This is a genomic window from Klebsiella sp. I138, from assembly GCF_051131765.1.
In the GTDB taxonomy this organism is placed as follows: domain Bacteria; phylum Pseudomonadota; class Gammaproteobacteria; order Enterobacterales; family Enterobacteriaceae; genus Klebsiella.
On record NZ_CP180447.1, the window covers coordinates 1126848 to 1147401 of the forward strand.

Consider the following 20554-nt stretch of genomic DNA (forward strand, 5'->3'; position numbering starts at 1 on the left):
TCTCCCGGATTTAATGAAAATAAAGAGCGGGAGTATAAGCAACTGGCATGGTTGAGAACAGTCTTTATTGCACGTAACGCCAGACGGACTTCGGAACCTGCCCGATATCGAACAGTTTACCGCCAGAAACCAGTTCCGCCCGACGGTGGTCGGCGGCACGATACATGTTGACGATTTCCGCCGTGTCGGTCAGAGAATAGTTAAGGTGGTCAAAAAGTTTTTCCAGACTTTCAAGCGAACTGATTTTACGGAATTTTAATAAGTAGTCCTGGACGGTCATTTGCGTTTCCATTTTATAATCGGAATAAACAAGTCGAATATTACCAACTGCGAGTAAACCTGCTTTCAACGAACAGAGCCTTCTTAACGGGCCTGGCGGAATTATTTAGGTTGTAAATACTAAAGACAAGAACTGATTTCGTTCCTGGAGTAGTCAAAAGAAATTTAAGAATATTCTATGGCTTAAGCAGGCGCCGGGCGGCGCCTGGGAGAGAAGATTAACGCTGTTTGCCTCGGCTGGCAATAACGTTTTGATACCAAAAAAAGCTCTTCTTACGTTTACGGGCGAGCGCTTGCTGATGATCAACATACACAAAGCCGTATTGTTTTTGGTAACCGTTCAGCCAGCTCAATAGATCAATAAAGGACCAGGGATAATAACCGCGGACGTCGGCACCGGCGTCGAGGGCTTTTTCCAGGGCTGTAATATGGCTGCTAAGATAGTCGATACGTGGATCATCAACGATTTCACCGTCAATAATGGGATCTTTTGCGCCCAGACCATTTTCGGTGATGTAAACAGGAATATCACCGTAGCGTTCTTTGATCATCATTATGCCGTCGGTTAACCCCTGCGGCCAAATCTCCCAACCCCATTCGGTATAGGTGCTTTGCGGGTTGCGTACGAAATAAAACAGTCCCTCGACGCCCGGTTCACCACCGCTTAGCCCTTCCTGAGGCTGCGCAGAGACGGTTTCACGGCGATAATAGTTAAGCCCGATAAAATCACAGCGGTTTTCGCGCAGCAGCGCGTCATCGCCGGGGGCAAACTGCGGGACGCCCCACAGAGTTTGCGTCTGTTGCAGCAAGGACTCGGGGTAATGACCTTTTAAAACGGGGTCGTATAGCCAGTGCGTGTGAATCGCATCTGCCATGTTGGTCGCCTGGCGGTCTTCTTCGCTGTCGGTGAGCGGCGTATGCGGTTGCAGTACGTTGACGAATCCAATCTCGCCGTTGATTCCGCTTTCGCGGAACTGCTTCACCGCCAGCGCGTGGGCAATAAAAACGTGGTGACAGGCCTGAATCGCGCGCGCCGGATCGCGAACCGCGGGAGGGTGGCAGCCATTAATATAGCCATGTCCGATGAACACAATCGTTTCGTTAAAGGTTGCCCACAGCTTCACGCGGGAACCGTAACGCTCGTAGCACAAGCGGGCGTAGTCGGCGAATGCTTCGGCGGTGCTCCGGACTTCCCAGCCGCCCTCATCCTGCAGCGCCTGCGGCAGGTCCCAGTGATAGAGCGTAATCATTGGTTCGATATTGTGTGCCAGCAGCTCATCGATCAAGTCGCTGTAAAACTGAACGCCAGCTTCATTAACTTCACCGCGCCCCAGAGGCAGTAAGCGGGGCCAGGAGATAGAAAAGCGATAGCTTTGCAGGCCCATCTCAGCCATCAGGGCGACGTCTTCACGAAAGCGGTGGTAGTGATCGACCGCGACGTCGCCATTGGTATTCTCAAACGTTGCGCCGGGCTGATGGGCATAGATATCCCAGATTGACGGGCCTTTACCGTCGGCGTCGTGGCCGCCTTCAACCTGATAGGCTGCGGTGGCGGCGCCCCAAAGAAAATGTTGCGGAAATGCGGCCATGAAAAGCTCCTTATCGAATGATAAAGAGAGTGTAATGAATGCGTTCACAGGTGTGCAACCGGTTTCTGAAACCGGTTGCACACTTGCGAAGTGGGTCACTGTTTAACGTCAGCAGAGGCTGGCGGGCTAATGGGACTGGCTGGTCGTTTGTACAACATTAGCAGGAGGCGGGGATTGGTAATTATCAATGTGGTGAGCGATAACCAAAAGCAGGGCTGAAACGCCGAATACTACCCAACCAATAAGTTCTACAATTCTGTTAAAAACGTTGGCCATAATTCTGAAATTGAAAGTTAAAACAGAGGTAAATGTTACTAAATGACGAGAGTAACGCAAGGGCTAGCGGTACAGATTGTCACAATCGCTGCAAAGATGAACGATAGGGAAGCATAAGAAAAGCTAATAAATAAATTGGGGCTTATAGTTATCAGAGGGCGAAAATCCTTGAGCGAGAGGGCTGCAAGATGAGTGACACTATTCGGGTGGGGATCACAGGCTACGGGTACGCGAGTAAAACTTTCCATGCGCCGTTAATTAGCGGTACGCCGGGAATGACCCTGGCCGCGGTATCCAGCAGCGATGAAGGGAAAGTTCACGCCGACTGGCCCACGGTGAACGTTGTGGCCGATGCCGGGAAATTACTCAGCAACCCCGAGATTGATCTGATTGTCATACCTACGCCAAACGATACCCATTTCCCGCTGGCGAAGGCCGCGCTGGAAGCGGGTAAGCACGTTATCGTTGATAAACCCTTTACCGTGACACTGTCACAAGCGAGAGAGCTGGATGTTATTGCCCGACGCTGTGGCCGGCTGCTTTCCGTTTTTCACAATCGGCGCTGGGATAGCGATTTTCTGACGCTGAAATCACTCATTAGCGAAGGGCTGTTGGGAGAGGTGTGCTATCTCGAATCGCACGTCGATCGCTACCGTCCGCAGGTGCGTAACCGCTGGCGCGAACAGGGCGGACCAGGAAGTGGGATCTGGTACGATTTGGGTCCACATCTTCTCGATCAGATCGTCAACTTATTTGGTTTGCCGGTCAGTATCACCGTTGATTTAGCCCAGCTGCGTCCGGGTGCCCAGGCTACCGACTATTTCCACGCCGTGCTGGCCTATCCCCAGCGGCGGGTGGTGCTGCACGGTACGCTGCTGGCGGCGGCTGAAACCGCGCGTTATATCGTCCACGGTTCGCGGGCAAGCTATGTAAAATATGGCCTCGATCCCCAGGAGGAGCGACTGAAAAATGGCGAACGGCTGCCGCAGGAAGATTGGGGATACGATATGCGCGATGGTGTTTTAACCCGCGTTGAAGGTGAAGAGCGCACGGTCGATAGCTGGATGACTCTTCCGGGCAACTATCCGGCTTATTATGCCGCCATTCGCGATGCGCTCAACGGGAGCGGTGAAAACCCGGTCCCCGCCGGCCAGGCCATACAGATTATGGAGCTGATTGAGCTCGGCCTGGAGTCGGCAAAACACCGCGCGACCCTGTGTCTGATATAGCAGCAGTTGCCCGGCAGGCAGGCTGCCGGGCTGCGTATCAGGCTTGCTGAACGCGCTGAATCAGCGCTGCTTTTTCTTGAGGACTTAGAAACGCCTGTTCCAGACCGTTGATCTGTGCCTGGCGAATTTGTTCGCGGCTCAGGCCTGCTGCCGGTGCGGCTACGGTGTATTCGTGAATAATATCGATACCTTGCACCGCCGGATCATCGGTATTGATAGATGCCAGAACGCCGTGTTCAAGGAACGTTTTTAGCGGGTGCTGAGCCAGTGATGCCACGGTGCTGGTCTGAATATTGGAAGTCAGGCAGGACTCAATGCCGATACGCTGCTGTGCAAGATAATCCATCAATGCCGGATCCTCGACGGCTTTAACGCCGTGCCCGATACGTTCCGCCCCCAGCTCACGAATGGCCTGCCAGATGCTTTCCGGACCGGCTGCTTCGCCGGCGTGCACGGTGATACGCCAGCCGGCGTCGCGGGCGAGCGTAAAGTGCTCCATAAACAGACTCCCCGGGAAACCGAGTTCATCACCCGCCAGATCCAGCGCGGTAATCGCATCGCGGTGAGCAAGCAGCGCATCCAGTTCCTGCTGGCAGGCCGCTTCGCCGAAGGTCCGGCTCAGAATACCAATCAGGCGGGTTTCGACGTTAAAATCGCGGCTGCCTTCACGTACGCCGGCAATCACGGCCTCAACCACGCCGTCGACCGGCAACTGGTGGGTCATTGCCATATAACGCGGCGAAAAGCGCAGTTCGACGTAGTGTAGACCGTTACGCGCCGCATCTTCGACGTTTTCATAAGCCACGCGGCGACAGGCTTCCAGCGAGGCCAGAACCTTCACGCCCCAGTCCAGTTTCGCAAGGAAACTGACCAGGTCAGGTTCATTGCTGGTGACCTGAACATGCGGGATCAGAGCGTCGAGCGTGCTGGCAGGAAGAGTGATATTGAACTGGCGGCCAAGATCGAGAATGGTTTGGGCACGAATATTGCCGTCAAGGTGGCGGTGAATGTCGGTTAATGGCAAAGATAAATCAATCATGGTCGCACTCATTTTTTAGTTAAAGTGCACGTCATTATACAGCAACTTTTTAACGCTTTAAAAGTATTGTGAATATCCAGGAGATACACTCATCCGGCAGCCTGGCAATCGTCCATGAGTGACCAGGCTCCCTGTCAACGCGGCATATCGCCAGATGACTGCGTTTGGCTGATATTGTGGATGAGATCAGGAGTTGACGAGAATTTTTGCTATTGTGAGGATTCTCAATGAACTATGTTGCAATAGCGGTCATTATTGTTCTAAGAATCATCTTACATGGAGGTAAGAATGCATATTCCACTCGTCACTATTTTATTTTTGTTGCTGGTGTTCGGCGCATTGCTTGAAATCGGTATTCTCTGATGGTCTTAAACGGCCATACGCCAGGTATTCGGGAGCGAAGAGGGCACCCGGCCCGAACCCGCCACGGTGAGTTTGAACGCTCCTGAATACGATATACTCCAACGACTCATCCCATGCCAGACAACCTTTAAATGATGAAAGCGACTTGCTTAGACCGCATATATCAATCCACTAACGACCAAACTCTGGCGGACTGGCGGGAAAATGAGGGGATCGGTGAGGTTCGTGATACGCCAGCCTATGACCCGACAAAGCTGGCGCTTGCCACGGGAATACAACCCGCAATGTCTGCGCAAATACGCCTGCTTTTCAATGAACTCGGCGAACTTGTGCACAATGATACGCTGGCGGACAGGCTGCCTGTGGCGAGTTTTCATTTCACGTTCTTACCTTTGACACTTCCGCTATACGCAGAAAATGAGGCTCTCCCGGGTAAACTTGAGCAGCTAGTCGATATGTGGGCGGCGTATCAGGCTCAACGTATTACCGTCAGGGATCTGCGACTCGTTGCCCTTCCCGGTCAGCTGCTGTTGGCCGGGATCCCGGACGACGCGGCTCTGGCGATGCGACATGCGTTTTGCCAGAAAGTCCTTGGCTCGCAGTGGAAAGAAGAGCTGCTCGCCAGGCACGCCACCACGCCGCTTCCGGCTCCCTTCTGGCACAGCACGCTCCTTCGCTACGGTGCCGGCTATCTTCCCGAACGGCTGCGCCAGTACTTCCGCCAGAATCAGGCGCTTCGGTTCGGTACGGTTTGCGGAGAACTGAAGTTTGCCAGGGTGAGCTACAACTGGGCCCGCTGTGATGCCGTTGATTTCCAGAGATGAGGCTATCGGCTAGCCGCTTTCCCGCAGGCACGTTGGTCCTGGCTATTTTGCAGTGTCGCTGTATTTATTTCTTTTGTTAACATACAACAGCTTATCGGATTTTTTGATCGCGCTTTCAAGTGAGTCATCAGGCTCTAACTGATGGTTGCCATGTGAGAAAGAGACCCGTTTTTCCTTATCCGTATAGCGTAAGTTTTCTTTGATTCGGGATACCACCTCTAAGCTTTTCGCGTAGTCGGTATCGATGAGGATTAATATAAATTCATCGCCTCCGAGGCGGATGCCATAGTCACTTTTACGAATGGAAAGCTCAATGGATTGTCCCAGAGATTGAATGACCCGGTCGCCCATATCGTGCCCGAGTGTGTCATTGATTCTTTTCAAACCATCACTGTCAATAGACACCAGCGTGACGGGGATATTCTTTTTCAGGGCTGCGTCTATTTTATTGCTCAGCGCATCGTTTAACACTTTTCTGTTATAAAGGCCAGTCATGGCATCAGTAATATTATCTTTAGACAGCTCGGCATGGCGTGCCATTTGTTTTTTAGTATAGCGGCACAGCAACCAGGTGCTGATAAAGTACAGAAATACCAGCCATAAATTGTTGATAATGAAATAGATAAGATCCAGTTTAACATTTAAAACATAGAGCGGGGTTAGATTCTCTTTGTACTTAATGATATTAAAAGATTTAATCATCGAACGGTGAAAATAAATATCATCGGCGCTAGATTCATCCGTCACGTACAGCGACAGGAAGCGCCAGAGCAACGGCCGATCCGCGGTGTAAAAGGCGGTGGCTAAATCATCGATATTGACATCGGTGACGATAATCCCTTTGATCACGCCGTTTTGAAAAACCGGGGTTAACATACTGATAATATTTTTTTTCGTATAGCCGTCCCGGTAAACATGGGAGGTGATATTTTCTCCATGGAGCAAGTCATTGAGTGCCCGGCGATCGATGCTGATGGTATGGGCGCTGCGGGTAATATCGATCACGTTATCATCGCGAACCAGCCAGTTATCGAATTTGTATTTGTTGGCGTCAATGATTTTATTAATATAGATATAGTCATTAATCAGGTCGATATAATATCTGACGTTATTGAAAATATAGCCACGATAGCTGGAAAAGGTATATTTTGACACCGACATCCGATGATCGTTTTGAATAACCGAAAGCGCCGGCACGTCCTGAGCCCAGGCCCGGCAGTCTGAATTACGGGTTTGCAACGTCCCGTTTAAACCATGATAGGTCTGGCTGGTCAGGTTTAAACCCAGCACGCCATTGACCGATTCAAGGTGCTGACAAATACCGTCACGCTCGTTCTTTTGCTCATCCGACGGCGAAGGGATAACAGAAAAAGCTCTGGAAAGCTGAAACGCCATATTCTGATTGATATATTCCGCGTGGGAGAGCGCTGATCTTCCGTTTTCTGCCACGTAGTCCATGTATTTTTCCAGTTCCCGGTATTCCCGCGTGACCAACCCAATGAAAATCGCGGTGGTCATAATAACGATCAACGTATTGATATACCTGAAACGCAAGGAAAGGGTGTTGCTGTCCATCCTAAATTACCTGTGTACATGAAGCGGTGATGGCCCGGGTCCCACTGCGCGGGAAACCTCGTAATGTCGCGCCCGGGTACATCAACGTACCCATCCACAATGGCGAGCAGAAATCAGAAAGACAATATTTGCGCCTGGCATATTTGATGTTCATGCTTTCGCCCCGGCGTAAAAACACCCTCACGTGGTGAGCATGCGCCGGCCTATTGGGCGCAATTGCGTTCAACTCGCGTAGGTGGGTATTGTTATTCATGAAAAATCCCTTTCATCAGCAACCAGATTGAAATTTTAATCTTCATTAGGCCGTATTGCCAGTGACTTAAACCGGAATCTTGCTTTATCCGCAGTGTGGTCATCTTCGTCACGTGTGTGCCAGGGGCTGCGCTCATAGCCAATCGCTATAAATCATAGTGAATCAGTCTTTAATATTGCCAAAGATATTTCTTATAGTGTCAGGCTCTAATTTTACTGCCATGAATGGCAGGCTATTTTAAAAAGGACCCTGGGATTATGGTATTTACGCTAAAAAAATTTGCTGTTTCGTTGGTGGTTGCCAGCACTGCGCTGCTCGCCGCCTGTGGCCCTGACGGACAGGACCCTAATCATATAAAAGTTGGTATCAGTGCGGGGATCGATCAGCAGGTATGGGCGGTTGCGCAAAAAGTGGCGAAAGAGAAATATAACCTTGATGTCGAAGTCATCACCTTTAACGATTTCGTCCTGCCGAATGAAGCGCTGAATAATGGCGATCTGGACATCAACGCTTTCCAGCATAAGCCGTACCTGGATAAACAGATCCAGGAGCGGGGTTATAAGCTGGTTGAAGTGGGAACGACCTTTGTCTATCCGATAGCCGCCTATTCGAAGAAAATACATTCAATTGACGAACTGCCTGAAGGTGCTCAGGTTGCGGTGCCGAACGATCCGACTAACCTTGGCCGTTCGCTGCTGCTGTTGCAAAAACAGGGGCTGATTACTCTTAAGGATGGGGTGGGTCTGCTGCCGACATCGTTAGATATTGTGAATAACCCGAAGAAGCTGAAAATCGTTGAAATTGAGGCACCGCAGCTGACTCGTGCGCTTGACGATCGGCAAATCGCGCTCGCCGTGATTAACACAACGTTCTCCAGTCAGGTGGGACTCTCGCCGAGCCGCAACGGGCTGTTTGTTGAAGATAAGGACTCGCCCTACGTGAATATCTTCGCCAGCCGCATTGACAATAAAGACAGTGCAAAGGTGAAAAACCTGGTGAAAGCGTACCAAAGTGATGAAGTCGCCGCTGCCGCGGAAGAGCTGTACAAAGGTGACGCGGTCAAAGGCTGGTAGTTCATGCTGAATCAGGCCGGGGAGAAGGTTGTCCCCGGCCTGTGCAGTGTTACTTCTGGATCAAATAGCGGATGGTTGGCCCGTCCTGCTGAATATCCAGTACCGTATAGCCGTAGTTGCGCGCATCCTGCGGAATATTATTAATCGACTGCGGGCAATCGCTGATCACTTCCAGAATCTCGCCTTTTTTGAGCGAGGGCATCGCCTCAAGGGTCGCTACGGCCGGATAGGGGCAGGGTTCACCTACCATATCGAGACGATAATCGGGAACGATAGTTTTCATGCGGACTCCTTAACGTTGGCCATCGCGATAGCCTTCTGACGGAAAAAACGTTTCTCCCAGACAATAACCAGCATCAGTGCGATAAATAACAACAGATAGGTCACCAGCAGGCCGCCAAAAGGCCCGAAGGTGGCGAGCAGGTTGACTTTATCCCAGCTGGTGGCCAGCATCGGCGACAAATCATCCCAGAAGTAGGCCAGAATCGTCGAACCAATAACGTTGCCAAGGCCTACCCACCAGTAGTGAACCTGGCCTTCGACGGCACGATACATCCAGCCGGTTTCACAGCCGCCGGCCAGCACGATACCAAAACCGAACAGCAGGCCGCCGATAACTGCATTCGGGCCGGCCCACATGATTTTGGGTTCCATACCCAGTTGGACGTAGCTGAAAATACCAATCGCGCTCGCCGCCATCCCGAAGATAATCGCTTTGGCCATATAGGTACGTCCGGTAATCCACATATCGCGGAACGCGGAGGTAAAGCAGATTTGCGCCCGTTCAATCAGCAGGCCGAACCCAACGCCAAATAGCATAGCCAGCCCGAGTTTTGGCTGATTGACCGCGGTCAGTAATCCCCAGGCGATCATGGCAAAGAACACCAGCATACCTAAACGAAAGCGGCGCCGCGCCTGTGCCGGTTTTTGCGTTAATGGCGACGCCGCAGATACTTTCTGCATCTTCACCGGGATACGGAACAGGGGCAGCAGAGTAAAACGTGCGCTAAACCAGGTTCCGATTGCTGTCGCGATGGCAAAAAACCAGGCATGGAGGGAGAACTGAGGAATACCGGTAAAGAAGGCCGCCAGGTTACAGCCCATCGCCAGGCGTGCGCCGAAACCGGCAATAATCCCACCGGCTACGGCCTGAATAATACGGATCCGGCTGCGTGGCAGGCGTAATTTAACGTTGTTCGCCCACAGCGCGGCCGCGAAACAGCCACCAAACATGCCGATAATCATCATGCCATCAATACGGGTTAACGGCGTTCCATCGAGATGAATGAGTTTAAAATATCCCCACTGTTCGGTATGTACACCGGCAAGCTGTAATAATTGCCCGCCCCAGCGGGTAAATTCACCGGTCACGGCCCAGAATGTGCCGGTAATACCAAAATAATAGGTTGAAAGAATACCTGCCGCGATAACCGCAGGGGCTGGCGCCCAAAATTTAATCAGGTAGGCCTGCTTGAATTGTTGCCATGTCATGAAAGATGCCTCTGAACTCAGAAGGTAAATCACCCCGGGCGGGGTTAAAGAGGGGGGATAATACGCCGCTCATTAAGAGAAAACGCTCGACAGGATCAAAATGGCTCCGTTCCGCCAACAAAAATAAAGGCCACCGCGGTGGCCTTTATTCTCTTTTAGTAAGGCGATAATGGCTTGCCGGAGAGGCAATTAATGAAATCCCAGCCGAACAAGGCTCAACGGGCAATATAACCCTTCGCAGCCTTCTATTTCCACGCAGTCAGAACGGCGCAGTTGTTCTGCCGTTTTACCTTCGCCGTGGATGGCTTTAATGACGCCCGTCACGCCATTGCCTGCCACCATAACCATGCTTCCTGTTGAGATGGCGTTACGGTTACGATCGTAAGTTTTCATGGTTTCCTCCTCTTATCAAAAATCTGAACGGGATGGTTAGCGGCTTTTTAATACACCTTTTGAAAACGTTTTTTTTTGAGCTTTATCAAAATCATGCGCATTTTTTTTCTTTCTCGCCCGCGATCGCGACGGGCGAGAAAACCTGAATCATGTGCTGAGGGCTATGACATTTTAGAGAACATCCAGTACAGCACGGCAGAGAGCAGTACCGAAGCGGGTAGCGTCAGCACCCAGGCCATCAGCAGATTGCGAACGGTGGAAAACTGCAATCCTGAATGATTGGCTGCCATGGTCCCGGCGATACCGGAAGAGAGTACGTGGGTGGTGGATACGGGGAGGCCAAAAGCATCGGCGGCGCCGATGGTGCTCATCGCCACCAGTTCTGCGCTGGCGCCCTGGGCATAGGTCAGGTGCGTTTTGCCTATCTTCTCACCGATGGTGACGACAATACGCCGCCAGCCGACCATGGTACCCAGCCCAAGTGCAAAAGCGACGGCGACCTTAACCCAGAACGGGATAAAACGCGTTGCGCTGTCCAGCTCTTTTTTTAGCGCATCGAGGTTCTGCGAGGTCTCCTGCGGCAGCTGCACATCGGGGTTGCTCTTCAGATGCTTGATGGTTTCCGAGGCCAGATACATATCGTTGCGAGTGTTAGACACCGCCTGGGCCGGGATCTTATCCACCGAACCGTACTGGCGAATCTGATCGCCAATAATGCCGGACAGACGCGCCAGCGCAGGGATAACGTCCGGCGTCAGCTGGCTGTCCCGAACATATTGGGTTAGCACTTCGCGGGGGTCGGTGGGGAGGTTCCCGGGGAATTGTTTGAGCAGCCGGTTTTCGGTGACTTCTGCCAGCGCTGCCACTCGCGGTGCCTGCTCCGGAGGCAGCGTACGGTTGAGCGCGTAGGCAATCGGCATCGTCCCCACCAGGATCAGCATGATTAACCCCATCCCCTTTTGCCCGTCGTTGGACCCGTGGGCAAAAGAGACACCGGTGCAGGTGAGGATCAGCAGGCTGCGGATCCACATTGGTGGCGGGGCATCATTTTTCGGCGCGGCATAGAGCTGTTTGTTTTTGACGAATCGTTTTAACAGCAGTAGCAGGGCTGCGGCGCAGACAAAACCCACCACCGGGGAGAGCAGTAATGAATAGCCAACATTGACCGCCTGGCCCCAGTCGACCCCGCTGGTGCCGTTGCGCCCGTGGAGCAGTGCATTTGAGACGCCGACGCCAATGATTGAGCCGATGAGCGTATGCGACGAAGATGACGGCAGGCCAAACCACCAGGTGCCCAGATTCCAGATAATGGCCGAAAACAGCAGAGCATAGACCATGGCGAAGCCGTTGCCGGTCCCGGCCTGCAAAATCAGTTCGACCGGGAGCAGGGAAATGATACCGAAGGCCACCACGCCACTGGAGAGCAGAACGCCGAGGAAGTTAAAAAAACCAGACCAAATGACCGCAACGGTGGGCGGCAGAGAATGAGTGTAGATGACGGTTGCCACGGCATTGGCGGTGTCATGGAAACCGTTAACAAACTCAAAGCCGAGCGCAATGAGTAACGCCAGCCCTAATAAAAGAAAAGGCACGTAGCTGGTATATACCGTTCCGGAACGGGTCACATCGTTAAATAAACTCACGGCGGAGAACGCGATGCCAATGGCTAATAAAAACACAAAAAAAAGAACAGTTTTTTTACTGTTCTTTTGGTAAATCTTTGACTGGACGACTTGCGGGCTAATGCCGGGCACGACGCGCTGCGAGCTGCTGTTATCGCTCATCAGGAACCTTCCTCTAAACGTCAGACAGGATAAATTGTTACGGGTGACAGCGCTGAACTTATAAAACGCAGATGTCAGTCAGGTTTCTGTTTTATGAACAAATCATTAACCTTGCCAGGCCTTGAAAAATAGCGAAAGATGACCTTATTCGGGTCCGAACAGCATGAAATAAAATCCTGAGGGATATATGAGTCAAGATGTCGCAGGAAAGATGTTAAAGCCCGATTTTGATATGGAAGTATCCGGATTGGCGCATGGATTTCTCTTTCGGGAAGGGCACCAGCCGCTGCAAATTACCTCCCAGCAAGTTTGTACCTGTTATCATGAGCTGGATGGCGAAAATGATTTTGTCTGGCTGCACCTCAACCTCAACCACGCGACAGCCGAGAAGTGGCTGATGAACCATTTTCCCGTTGCCGACTTTTTCTTTGAAGAGATCCGTGACGGCTCGCATACCACCCGGATTGAACGTCAGGGTGACAATCTGTTTGCGGTACTCAACGACGTTATTTTTCACCCCAAAGAGACGACGGCGGAAACGTCGACGCTATGGCTGTACTGCAGTCAGAAGCTGGTGGTGACGGCGCGCTATAAACCGCTGCGCTTTATTGAATGGATGTTGCCGCGGCTGGTGACGTTAAACGTCAATACCTCAACTGCGCTGCTGGCCTTTTTGCTCGAAGAGCAGGAAGAAGTCCTGGAGCAGGTGGTGCGCCAGGCAAGCCGTCACGTCGATGCGATCGAAGAGCGGCTGCTCAGCAATCACGTGCAGCGCAACCGTGCCGACCTTGCGCGATTGCGGCGCATGCTGCTGCGTTTTCAGCGCCTGCTGGCCCCCGAACCTGCAGCCATGTTCCGGCTACTCAACCGTCCTCCGGCGTGGATAGACCGCTCGGTAGTGCAGGAGTTTCGTCAGTTCACCGAGGAGTTTACCGTGGTGCTCAACGACCTTTCCGGTCTGACCGAGCGCATCAGCCTGCTGCAAGAAGAGATCAGCGCCCGGCAAATGGAGCAAAGCAACCGTACGCTGTACACCCTGACGGTGATTACGGTACTGGCATTACCTATCAACATTGTGGCCGGGTTCTTCGGGATGAACGTCGGGGGGATCCCGCTCTCGACCAATCATCACGGGTTTATTCTGCTGGTGCTACTGGTCGGCGGATTCACCCTTGGCGCCGGATATCTTGCCTTTCGGCGGCGGGACGATTTGTAATTCGGTGCACCTCGTTCAGGCCTGCTTCGGGCGTTTAACACGGCTGACACCATGTTAAACGCCGCAGCGTGGCTACGTTAAATCGCGCAGAGCGGCAATCAATCCGTTGACACCTTTTTCCAGTTTCTCCCGGGGACAGCCGGCATTCAGGCGCACAAAACCGACGCCTTCTTCACCGTAGGTATATCCCGGCATAATGGCGACCTTCTGCTCTTCAATGAGCGCCTTTTGCAACGCCCGGTCGTCTACCCCGAGCGGGCGCAGGTCAATCCAGGCGAGATAGGTGGCCTGTGGCGGCTGGCAGTTTAGCTGCGGGAACGCCTGGTTCAGCGCCTGAGCGATATAGCGCATATTGTCCTGCAAATAGGCCCGCAGCGCATCCAGCCACGGGGCGCCTTCGCGATAGGCGGCAATGTGGGCGACCAGCGCCGGAACGGAAGGCGACGAAAGCCCGTCGCGGCTCTTCAGCGCCGTGAGATAAGCCTCACGAGACGAGGCATCGTCAATCAGGCCGTAGGCACCGGTAAAGGCGGGGATATTGAAGCTTTTTGAGCCGGAAGTGAACAGCGCCCACGGACCGCGTGCGACGTCGCACCACGGCGTATGGCGCCGCTCTCCCCACACCATATCCATATGAATTTCATCGCTGATAACCTTCACTCCGTGCTTTTCACACAGCAGGGCGATCGTCTCAAGCTCTTCTCGGCGCCACACTTTCCCGGTCGGATTATGCGGGCTGCAAAGCAGCAGCAGGGTGTTGCGTGGCTCAGCCAACGTGCGTTCAAGCTGGGCCATATCACAATCCCAGTCATTCTCGCGTCGCGTCAGCGGGACCGGCGCAACGCGACGCCGATTACCCTCAATGGTTTTATAAAAGGCGTCATAGGCCGGCGTATGCACCACAATGCCGTCACCTTCGTTCGACCACTGGCGAATCATCTCCGCCACCATATAAATCACCGACGGGCCATAGACGATCGTCTCGCGGTCAACGGGGGTGTGGAAGCGGCTGGCGTACCAGTGGGCAATCGCGCCAAGAAATTCATCGTTTTTCCAGCGGCTGTAGCCGAACACGCCGTGCGCCAGGCGTTGGCTGACGGCGTCAAGAATGCAGGGGGCGGTGGCGAAATCCATATCGGAGATAGTAAAGGGGAGCAGGTCGGCGGCGCCGAAGCGGTCGGCGACGTAATCCCATTGCGTACACCAGGTGCCGTGGCGATCGACCGGCGTGGCAAAATCAAACATTGAAACTTCCTTCATCAAAGCCCCCTCCGGGTCAGGAGGGGGCGAGTATTTATGCCTGGACGGTATTCATCAGTACGGCCATTTCATCTTTTACCGACTGAACCTGAGGGCCGATAACAACCTGCAGGTTGTGCTGATTGAGCTGTACCACGCCGATGGCGCGATTGGCTTTCAGCGCTGCGCTATCCACTTTGCTCATGTCGTGCACCGACAGACGCAGGCGGGTAATACAGTTATCCAGGGAGACGATGTTGTCCGCTCCGCCCAGTGCGGCCAGAATCGCCGGAACGTTGTAACCGGACTTACCGGTAACGCCGGTTACGGCTTTCTCAAATGCGGCATTCGTCTCAATATCGCGGCCCGGTGTTTTCAGATTAAAGCGGGTGATGGCAAAACGGAAGATGCCGTAATACACCGCAAACCAGATGGCGGCAACCACCGGCACCAGGTACCACTTGGTCGACAGGCCGTGCAGGATACCGAAGACCACGAAGTCGATGACGTTACCATCAGTGTTGCCGATAGTGACGCCCAACACCGCCATGATGGTGAAGCCGAGACCGGTCAGCAGAGCGTGAATGACGTAGAGGACCGGGGCGACAAACAGGAACAGGAACTCCAGCGGTTCAGTCGTGCCACCGACGACGCAGGCGATCACGCCGGAAATCAGCAGCCCTTTAATTTTATGACGGTTTTCCGGACGCGCGCAGTGGTACATTGCCAGCGCCGCGCCAGGCAGGCCGCCGAGGAATGCCGGCATTTTACCCTGCGACAGGAAACGGGTGGCGCTTTCAGAGAACCCGTGAGTTTCCGGGCAGCTCAGCTGAGCCTGGAAGATAGTCAGCGCGCCGCTGACGCTGTGACCGCATACATCCATGGTTCCGCCGGCTTCGGTAAAGCGGATCAGCGCCACCAGGATGTGGTGAAGGCCGAACGGTAGCAGCAAGCGCTCACCGGTACCAAAGATCATTGGTCCGAAGTCACCCGCGCTGTTAATCACATGGCCCAGGGCGTTGATGCCCATCGCAAATACCGGCCAGACCAGCGGAATAACCAGACCAACCAGCCCCAGCACGACGGTGGTGATAATCGGCACGAAACGCGTACCGCCGAAGAAGGCCAGCGCGTCCGGCAGACGGATATTGTGAAAGCGCTCGTGCAGCATCCAGACAATAATCCCGGCGATCACCGCCCCGAGGATCCCGGTATCGATCGACTGGATACCGATGATGTTCTGAATATTGTTGGCTTTCAGCACTGCGGCATCAGTCGTGGGCAGAATGCCTTTCGCGGTGAGCCAGAAGTTAACGGCCAGGTTCATGACCGCGTAGCCGACAAAGCCGGCAAAGGCCGCGACGCCTTTATTTTCGCGCGCCAGACCGAGCGGAATTGCAATACAGAACATGACTGGCAGGAAGCTAAAGGCGAAGGAGCCGACTTTGCTCATCCACACAAACACGGCCTGCAGCAGAGGGATATCGAGCCACGGCAGCAGGGTGAGGACGTCATGGCTGCTTAAGGAGCTGCCAATCCCCAACATGATCCCGCAAAAAGAAAGCAGAGCCACGGGCAACATAAACGTTTTTCCTAGCTGCTGGAAAAACTCCCACAGGGTAATTTTTGGTGTCGTTTTTGCCGTCATTAACACGAATCCTGATTTTTTAAGTTATGGGTAGGGTGTAACGTTACGGCAAGATAAAACGTTTTATCACTTTTTAGTGCGATAAAAATCACATAATCAGGCGATGATAACGTTTATAAAGGTAACTCATTGATAAAACGTTTTATCGACCGCCACAGGGAGACGGTTGCAGTTATGGCTATCGCAAAAAAGATCACCATTAACGACGTTGCGCTGATGGCCGGGGTATCGGTGAGCACAGTATCACTGGTACTGAGCGGTAAAGGGCGTATCTCGTCGGCCACCGGTGAACGCGTCAATCAGGCAATTGAGCAACTGGGTTTCGTGCGTAACCGTCAGGCGGCCTCGCTGCGCGGCGGCCAGAGCGGCGTGATTGGTCTTATCGTCAGCGATCTGTCCAAACCGTTTTACGCGGAGCTCACCGCCGGGCTGACCGATGCCCTGGAGTCCGAGGGCAAAATGGTTTTTCTGACCCAGGGGGGGCACGGCGGCGAAAAAATGTGCCAGCGCTTCGAAACCCTGATTTCCCAGGGCGTGGATGGGGTGATTATTGCCGGGGCTATCGATAAAGGCGGGGAACTGCGCGATCGCGCAGCCGAAGTGGGCCTGCCCCTGGTCTTTGCTTCCCGGGCCAGCTACCTCGATGATGTCGACCTTATCCGACCGGATAACATGCAGGCGGCGCAGATGGTCACGGAACACCTTATCCGTCGCGGGCATCAGCGTATCGCCTGGCTGGGTGGACAAAGCGCTTCGTTGACGCGGGCGGAGCGGGTGGGCGGCTACTGCGCCACGCTGTTAAAGTACGGTCTGCCGTTCCACAGCGAATGGGTCGTGGAGTGTGAATCCAGCCAGAAACTGGCGGCCGAAGCGATGACTTCGCTGTTGCGTCAGAACCCAACGATTACCGCCGTGCTGTGTTACAACAGCGTGATTGCTACCGGCGCCTGGTTTGGCCTGATGCGAGCGGGGCGCCAGAGCGGTGAAGACAGCGTGGAGAGCTATTTTGAACAGCGCGTGGCGCTGGCGGCCTTTGCTGAGGTCCCGGAAAGTGCGCTGGACGATGTCCCCTTGACCTGGGTCACCACGCCGGCGCGTGAGATGGGACAAAGCCTGGCAGAGTGCATTCTCCGGCGTCTGGAAAAGGGGCCGATGAGCACGAGAAACCAAATCATGCCCCCGAGGCTGGTGACCCGCAAATAGCCCCTCGAAAGGGGCGCCGATATTAACTTTGGTTCCGCATTCTTGCCCGGTGGCGGCTGTGCCTTACCGGGCCTACGTGATTTTAGCGGTTGCCACGTTTTCAGTAGACCCGTGCAAGCGAAGTGCCGCCGGGCACTGGCAGGCAAACTGAGCCCCTCGAAAGGGGCTCTGAACGTGATTACTGCTGCGGGGTCACCGGCGGAGCAACCTCTTCAGGCAGGGTTTCCTGCGGTGCACCGGGTGCTGCCGGAAGGGTAAAGCCAAACATTCCTGCGAATTCGTCCAGCGGCATTTTCTGCCCGTTCAGGGTGACCTGACCATCGGCATATTGCAGGCTGGAGGTGATCGCGTTGTCATCCATCGTGGTGATCCGGAACATCTGTCCCATCGCCGCCAGGCCTTTCACCTGCTGGTCCGCCAGTTTAGCGGCGTCTTCCGGCTGGTAGCCTTCGAGACCGGCAATCTGAGTCATAAATGCGGTAGCCATATCGACCGGGATGACCAGCTTGCTGTCGAGCGACTTGACGCTGCGATCCACTTCATCAGCCAGCGTTTGCGGCTCAGCGGTGGTCAGAGCAGGATCTTTCAGCAGGATAGACATATTAAAGGTGCTTTCACCTTTCGCATTGCGCCAGCTCAGCGGGGCGATAGTCAGCGAAGGGTTACCTTTCAGCAGAATCGGCAGCGCCTTGAAGAAGGTTTCCGTCAGCGCCTGCTGATACAGCTCAGGGTTCTGCATCAGCTCGGGTTTCGCCATCAGCGCCTGTGCTTCCGCGTTGTACTGCTGGCTGAACTGATGCCAGGCCTGGCCATCAAGATTGGCCAGCTTCACGGTCAGTTTACCGCTGCCGATATCCTGGTTCTGTAGCTTCAGGCTGTTGACGGTGTAATCCAACTGGCTGTTAATCCCTTTGCCATCTTCGGTCAGTGAGGACTGGCCATCAATATTCATGCCTTCCAGCAGGGCCAGCTCTTTACCTTCAACGCCAATCGACAGCTTCTCCAGAGCGATTTTTTGCTTACCGATGCGCTCGTTGAAGCTGGTCATCGTGGTTTCGCCGTCGGTTTTCAGGTTATTAAAGTTCAGCTGTACTTTCTGGTTGTATTCGTTGAGTGCGTTGATTTGCCCGCTGTTCGCTTCGCCGCTCAGACTGACGGATTTGCCTTCGGCATCCGCGTCCAGCTGGAACAGCCCACCGCTGAAGGTGACTTTTTCATCGCCTTTGGCGTAGTCCAGGGGCTTAAGATCGATGGCCGAACGGCTGTCGCCGCTGTAGGTAATGCGGGTATTGATGGTAAACGGCGATTCGCCTTTAGCGATATCAAACAGCGCCTTGCTGGCGTCGTTATTGACCAGCGTCGTTCTGACGGACGCCATGGCCGGAGCAAGCTGACCGGATTTCAGCGCCGCAGCCGGGAAAGGACCGTGATCGACGACTTCATCGAATACCAGCGTCTGCCCGGCAGCGAGCCAGCTGTTTTCTTTACCGGCAATCGGCTTCACAACCAGTTGAAGATGGCTGCTGAAAACGCCGCGCTGGTAGTTCTGCCAGGCCAGCTCGACGCCGGCTTCCGGCGCGCTGCTTTGCAGCTGCGCATTAGCCTGTTGTACTACATCGGCGAGGCGGCTTTCCAGCTGCTTCCCTGTGTACCAGGCACCGCCTGTCCAGATAACACCCAGAGCCACGATAATTCCTGCTGCGACCAGCGATTTCTTCATAGCATTTGTCCATAAATAAAACCAGGCGGATCGGGCCGCCTGGTCATGTTGTCATGATGGTGGAAAGTCTAGCAAGCGCGGCTAAAAAGTTCAGTAACTTACTTGAGCTTATTAAAGACGCGCGCCAGACGACCGGAGCCGCTGACGGCGACCGGCGACTCATTGCTGGCAATAAATGCTGACTCGCCGGGTTTCAGGGTCAGGCGCTGTTCGCCCTTATGCAGCACCGCTTCGCCTTCCACGCAGAAAACGATAGCCGCGCTTTCCTGGGCGAGGGAGGATTTTTGCGCCGACAGATCGTGCAGGGAGAAGGCGAAATCATCGACCGGAATCGGGAAGTCCAGTTCGCCGGCGTGTTGTACCGGCTGGGTCAGCAGTTCACCCGCCGGTTTGGCAACGAACTTCACGTTAGCAACCAGCTCCGGGATATCGATGTATTTCGGCGTCAGACCCGCGCGTAGCACGTTATCCGAGTTGGCCATTACCTCCAGCGCCACACCCTGCAGATAGGCATGTGGCGTTTCGGCGAACAGGAACATGGCCTCGCCTGGGTTCAGCTTCACCACGTTGAGCAGCAGCGGCGAGAACAGGCCGCTGTCGTCAGGGTAGAATTCAGCGATCAGGCGGATGGTCTGCCACGGTTCGCCCTGTTGGCTATCCAGCGCCGTTTGCAGGACGCGCAGGGCATGGGCCTTCTCTTCGCCCTGCATGTTCAGCAGGCCGGCGAACAGCTGGCTTAAATGTTCTGCATCCGGGTGGCTGAGGAATTCACCGATCGCCGGGTGCGCGCTGGCAACCGGCTGCAACAGGGTGGCGATGTCGGAGAACTCGCGGAACGCGTTCATTGCCAGGAACGGCGTCAGCGCAAAGACCAGCTCCGGCTTATGGTTGGGATCTTTATAGTTACGCTCAGCGGCATCAAGTGGAATACCGGCGGCATTCTCTTTAGCAAAGCCAATTTCAGAAGCCTGCTTATTCGGGTGAACCTGAATGGACAGCGGCTGGGCGGCGCAGAGCACTTTAAACAGGAACGGCAGTTCACCGAAACGCTGTGCGACCTTGTCGCCGAGCAGGGCGGACTTGTCGCCATCAATGACCTGACGCAGCGCACGCGGGTGACCGTCTGCGCCCAGAATCCGTGAGCTGCTCTTAGGATGCGCACCCATCCACAGCTCCGCCATCGGCAGATTGTTCGGGTTGGCGATACCATAAAGTTCCGTTAAGGCGGTGTGACTTCCCCAGGCATAGTTCTGCACTGAGTTGATGAGCTTTTGCATTCTCAATCCCTGTTTCCACATGATAATAATCGTTCTATTAAACCAGCAAACCGCCGAGAAGCAACTGCTGAAAGAAAAAGTCG

Annotated in this window: 18 protein-coding genes; 5 read left to right on the forward strand and 13 right to left on the reverse strand. The window is 54.0% G+C overall.

Going from position 1 to position 20554, the window contains the following annotated elements:
• Window positions 1-64 precede the first annotated feature (64 nt).
• The 3 genes from ydgT to blr all read right to left on the reverse strand — a co-directional run bounded on the left by ydgT (window position 65) and on the right by blr (window position 2144).
• Window positions 65-280, reverse strand: coding sequence for a transcription modulator YdgT (ydgT, locus tag ACMYSK_RS05220; RefSeq protein ID WP_100683685.1), 216 nt, complete (start codon window positions 278-280; stop codon window positions 65-67).
• A gap of 217 nt (window positions 281-497) precedes the next feature.
• Entirely contained in the window at window positions 498-1868 is a 1371-nt protein-coding gene (locus tag ACMYSK_RS05225; protein WP_434640778.1) for a GH1 family beta-glucosidase, read from the reverse strand.
• Window positions 1869-1994: 126 nt separating this feature from the next.
• The gene (gene blr, locus ACMYSK_RS05230; RefSeq protein WP_434640779.1) at window positions 1995-2144 is read right to left on the reverse strand and encodes a division septum protein Blr; all 150 of its coding nucleotides are present in this window, start codon (window positions 2142-2144) and stop codon (window positions 1995-1997) included.
• 188 nt (window positions 2145-2332) lie between these two features.
• On the opposite strand from blr, the gene ACMYSK_RS05235 reads away from it, so the two are divergent.
• Entirely contained in the window at window positions 2333-3373 is a 1041-nt protein-coding gene (locus tag ACMYSK_RS05235) for an oxidoreductase (protein WP_434640781.1), read from the forward strand.
• Window positions 3374-3410: 37 nt separating this feature from the next.
• Here the strand turns inward: ACMYSK_RS05235 and add are convergent, their stop codons facing one another.
• Window positions 3411-4412: an adenosine deaminase gene (add, locus tag ACMYSK_RS05240; protein WP_434640782.1), complete on the reverse strand. Its 1002-nt coding sequence runs from the start codon at window positions 4410-4412 to the stop codon at window positions 3411-3413.
• 497 nt (window positions 4413-4909) lie between these two features.
• Here add and ACMYSK_RS05245 point away from each other — a divergent pair, with 497 nt between their 5' ends.
• Complete coding sequence (locus ACMYSK_RS05245; protein WP_434643874.1) at window positions 4910-5599, forward strand: hypothetical protein; 690 nt, start codon at window positions 4910-4912, stop codon at window positions 5597-5599.
• A gap of 42 nt (window positions 5600-5641) precedes the next feature.
• On the opposite strand, the gene dgcJ is transcribed toward ACMYSK_RS05245, so the two are convergent.
• On the reverse strand, window positions 5642-7174 hold the full coding sequence (gene dgcJ / locus ACMYSK_RS05250) for a diguanylate cyclase DgcJ (protein ID WP_434640783.1): 1533 nt from the start codon (window positions 7172-7174) through the stop codon (window positions 5642-5644).
• 510 nt (window positions 7175-7684) lie between these two features.
• Between dgcJ and ACMYSK_RS05255 the strand changes: the two genes are divergently transcribed.
• Window positions 7685-8500 (forward strand): MetQ/NlpA family lipoprotein, encoded by an 816-nt coding sequence (locus tag ACMYSK_RS05255; RefSeq protein WP_434640784.1) that lies wholly within the window; start codon window positions 7685-7687, stop codon window positions 8498-8500.
• 49 nt (window positions 8501-8549) lie between these two features.
• Here the strand turns inward: ACMYSK_RS05255 and yedF are convergent, their stop codons facing one another.
• The 4 genes from yedF to ACMYSK_RS05275 all read right to left on the reverse strand — a co-directional run bounded on the left by yedF (window position 8550) and on the right by ACMYSK_RS05275 (window position 12168).
• Entirely contained in the window at window positions 8550-8783 is a 234-nt protein-coding gene (yedF, locus tag ACMYSK_RS05260) for a sulfurtransferase-like selenium metabolism protein YedF (protein WP_434640785.1), read from the reverse strand.
• On the reverse strand, window positions 8780-9991 hold the full coding sequence (gene yedE / locus ACMYSK_RS05265; RefSeq protein WP_434640787.1) for a selenium metabolism membrane protein YedE/FdhT: 1212 nt from the start codon (window positions 9989-9991) through the stop codon (window positions 8780-8782). The genes yedF and yedE overlap by 4 nt, the downstream gene beginning before the upstream one ends.
• A gap of 189 nt (window positions 9992-10180) precedes the next feature.
• Window positions 10181-10384, reverse strand: a complete 204-nt coding sequence (gene ydfZ / locus ACMYSK_RS05270; protein ID WP_434640788.1) for a putative selenium delivery protein YdfZ — start codon at window positions 10382-10384, stop codon at window positions 10181-10183.
• Between the two features lie 161 nt (window positions 10385-10545).
• Window positions 10546-12168 carry an inorganic phosphate transporter gene (locus ACMYSK_RS05275; protein WP_434640792.1) on the reverse strand — a complete coding sequence of 541 codons (1623 nt, stop codon included), beginning with the start codon at window positions 12166-12168 and terminating at the stop codon, window positions 10546-10548.
• Between the two features lie 187 nt (window positions 12169-12355).
• Between ACMYSK_RS05275 and ACMYSK_RS05280 the strand changes: the two genes are divergently transcribed.
• A complete protein-coding gene (locus ACMYSK_RS05280; RefSeq protein ID WP_434640794.1) occupies window positions 12356-13384 on the forward strand; it encodes a CorA family divalent cation transporter in 1029 nt (342 codons plus the stop codon).
• 72 nt (window positions 13385-13456) lie between these two features.
• On the opposite strand, the gene ACMYSK_RS05285 is transcribed toward ACMYSK_RS05280, so the two are convergent.
• Together ACMYSK_RS05285 and malX are read right to left on the reverse strand one after the other, a co-directional pair.
• Entirely contained in the window at window positions 13457-14629 is a 1173-nt protein-coding gene (locus ACMYSK_RS05285) for a MalY/PatB family protein (protein WP_434643877.1), read from the reverse strand.
• A gap of 49 nt (window positions 14630-14678) precedes the next feature.
• On the reverse strand, window positions 14679-16271 hold the full coding sequence (malX, locus tag ACMYSK_RS05290) for a maltose/glucose-specific PTS transporter subunit IIBC (protein WP_434640796.1): 1593 nt from the start codon (window positions 16269-16271) through the stop codon (window positions 14679-14681).
• A gap of 174 nt (window positions 16272-16445) precedes the next feature.
• Here malX and ACMYSK_RS05295 point away from each other — a divergent pair, with 174 nt between their 5' ends.
• A complete protein-coding gene (locus ACMYSK_RS05295; protein ID WP_434640797.1) occupies window positions 16446-17474 on the forward strand; it encodes a Mal regulon transcriptional regulator MalI in 1029 nt (342 codons plus the stop codon).
• Window positions 17475-17652: 178 nt separating this feature from the next.
• Here ACMYSK_RS05295 and ACMYSK_RS05300 read toward each other — a convergent pair whose 3' ends face one another.
• Together ACMYSK_RS05300 and manA are read right to left on the reverse strand one after the other, a co-directional pair.
• Complete coding sequence (locus ACMYSK_RS05300) at window positions 17653-19194, reverse strand: YdgA family protein (RefSeq protein WP_434640799.1); 1542 nt, start codon at window positions 19192-19194, stop codon at window positions 17653-17655.
• 98 nt (window positions 19195-19292) lie between these two features.
• Window positions 19293-20471: a mannose-6-phosphate isomerase gene (gene manA / locus ACMYSK_RS05305; RefSeq protein WP_434640800.1), complete on the reverse strand. Its 1179-nt coding sequence runs from the start codon at window positions 20469-20471 to the stop codon at window positions 19293-19295.
• Window positions 20472-20554 lie beyond the last annotated feature (83 nt).

Bases quoted from the DNA above. Each gene is read 5' to 3' on its own strand.
- ydgT (WP_100683685.1), bottom strand. From the start codon at position 280: ATGACCGTCCAGGACTACTTATTAAAATTCCGTAAAATCAGTTCGCTT.
- ACMYSK_RS05225 (WP_434640778.1), bottom strand. From the start codon at position 1,868: ATGGCCGCATTTCCGCAACATTTTCTTTGGGGCGCCGCCACCGCAGCC.
- blr (WP_434640779.1), bottom strand. From the start codon at position 2,144: ATGGCCAACGTTTTTAACAGAATTGTAGAACTTATTGGTTGGGTAGTA.
- ACMYSK_RS05235 (WP_434640781.1), top strand. From the start codon at position 2,333: ATGAGTGACACTATTCGGGTGGGGATCACAGGCTACGGGTACGCGAGT.
- add (WP_434640782.1), bottom strand. From the start codon at position 4,412: ATGATTGATTTATCTTTGCCATTAACCGACATTCACCGCCACCTTGAC.
- ACMYSK_RS05245 (WP_434643874.1), top strand. From the start codon at position 4,910: ATGAAAGCGACTTGCTTAGACCGCATATATCAATCCACTAACGACCAA.
- dgcJ (WP_434640783.1), bottom strand. From the start codon at position 7,174: ATGGACAGCAACACCCTTTCCTTGCGTTTCAGGTATATCAATACGTTG.
- ACMYSK_RS05255 (WP_434640784.1), top strand. From the start codon at position 7,685: ATGGTATTTACGCTAAAAAAATTTGCTGTTTCGTTGGTGGTTGCCAGC.
- yedF (WP_434640785.1), bottom strand. From the start codon at position 8,783: ATGAAAACTATCGTTCCCGATTATCGTCTCGATATGGTAGGTGAACCC.
- yedE (WP_434640787.1), bottom strand. From the start codon at position 9,991: ATGACATGGCAACAATTCAAGCAGGCCTACCTGATTAAATTTTGGGCG.
- ydfZ (WP_434640788.1), bottom strand. From the start codon at position 10,384: ATGAAAACTTACGATCGTAACCGTAACGCCATCTCAACAGGAAGCATG.
- ACMYSK_RS05275 (WP_434640792.1), bottom strand. From the start codon at position 12,168: ATGAGCGATAACAGCAGCTCGCAGCGCGTCGTGCCCGGCATTAGCCCG.
- ACMYSK_RS05280 (WP_434640794.1), top strand. From the start codon at position 12,356: ATGAGTCAAGATGTCGCAGGAAAGATGTTAAAGCCCGATTTTGATATG.
- ACMYSK_RS05285 (WP_434643877.1), bottom strand. From the start codon at position 14,629: ATGTTTGATTTTGCCACGCCGGTCGATCGCCACGGCACCTGGTGTACG.
- malX (WP_434640796.1), bottom strand. From the start codon at position 16,271: ATGACGGCAAAAACGACACCAAAAATTACCCTGTGGGAGTTTTTCCAG.
- ACMYSK_RS05295 (WP_434640797.1), top strand. From the start codon at position 16,446: ATGGCTATCGCAAAAAAGATCACCATTAACGACGTTGCGCTGATGGCC.
- ACMYSK_RS05300 (WP_434640799.1), bottom strand. From the start codon at position 19,194: ATGAAGAAATCGCTGGTCGCAGCAGGAATTATCGTGGCTCTGGGTGTT.
- manA (WP_434640800.1), bottom strand. From the start codon at position 20,471: ATGCAAAAGCTCATCAACTCAGTGCAGAACTATGCCTGGGGAAGTCAC.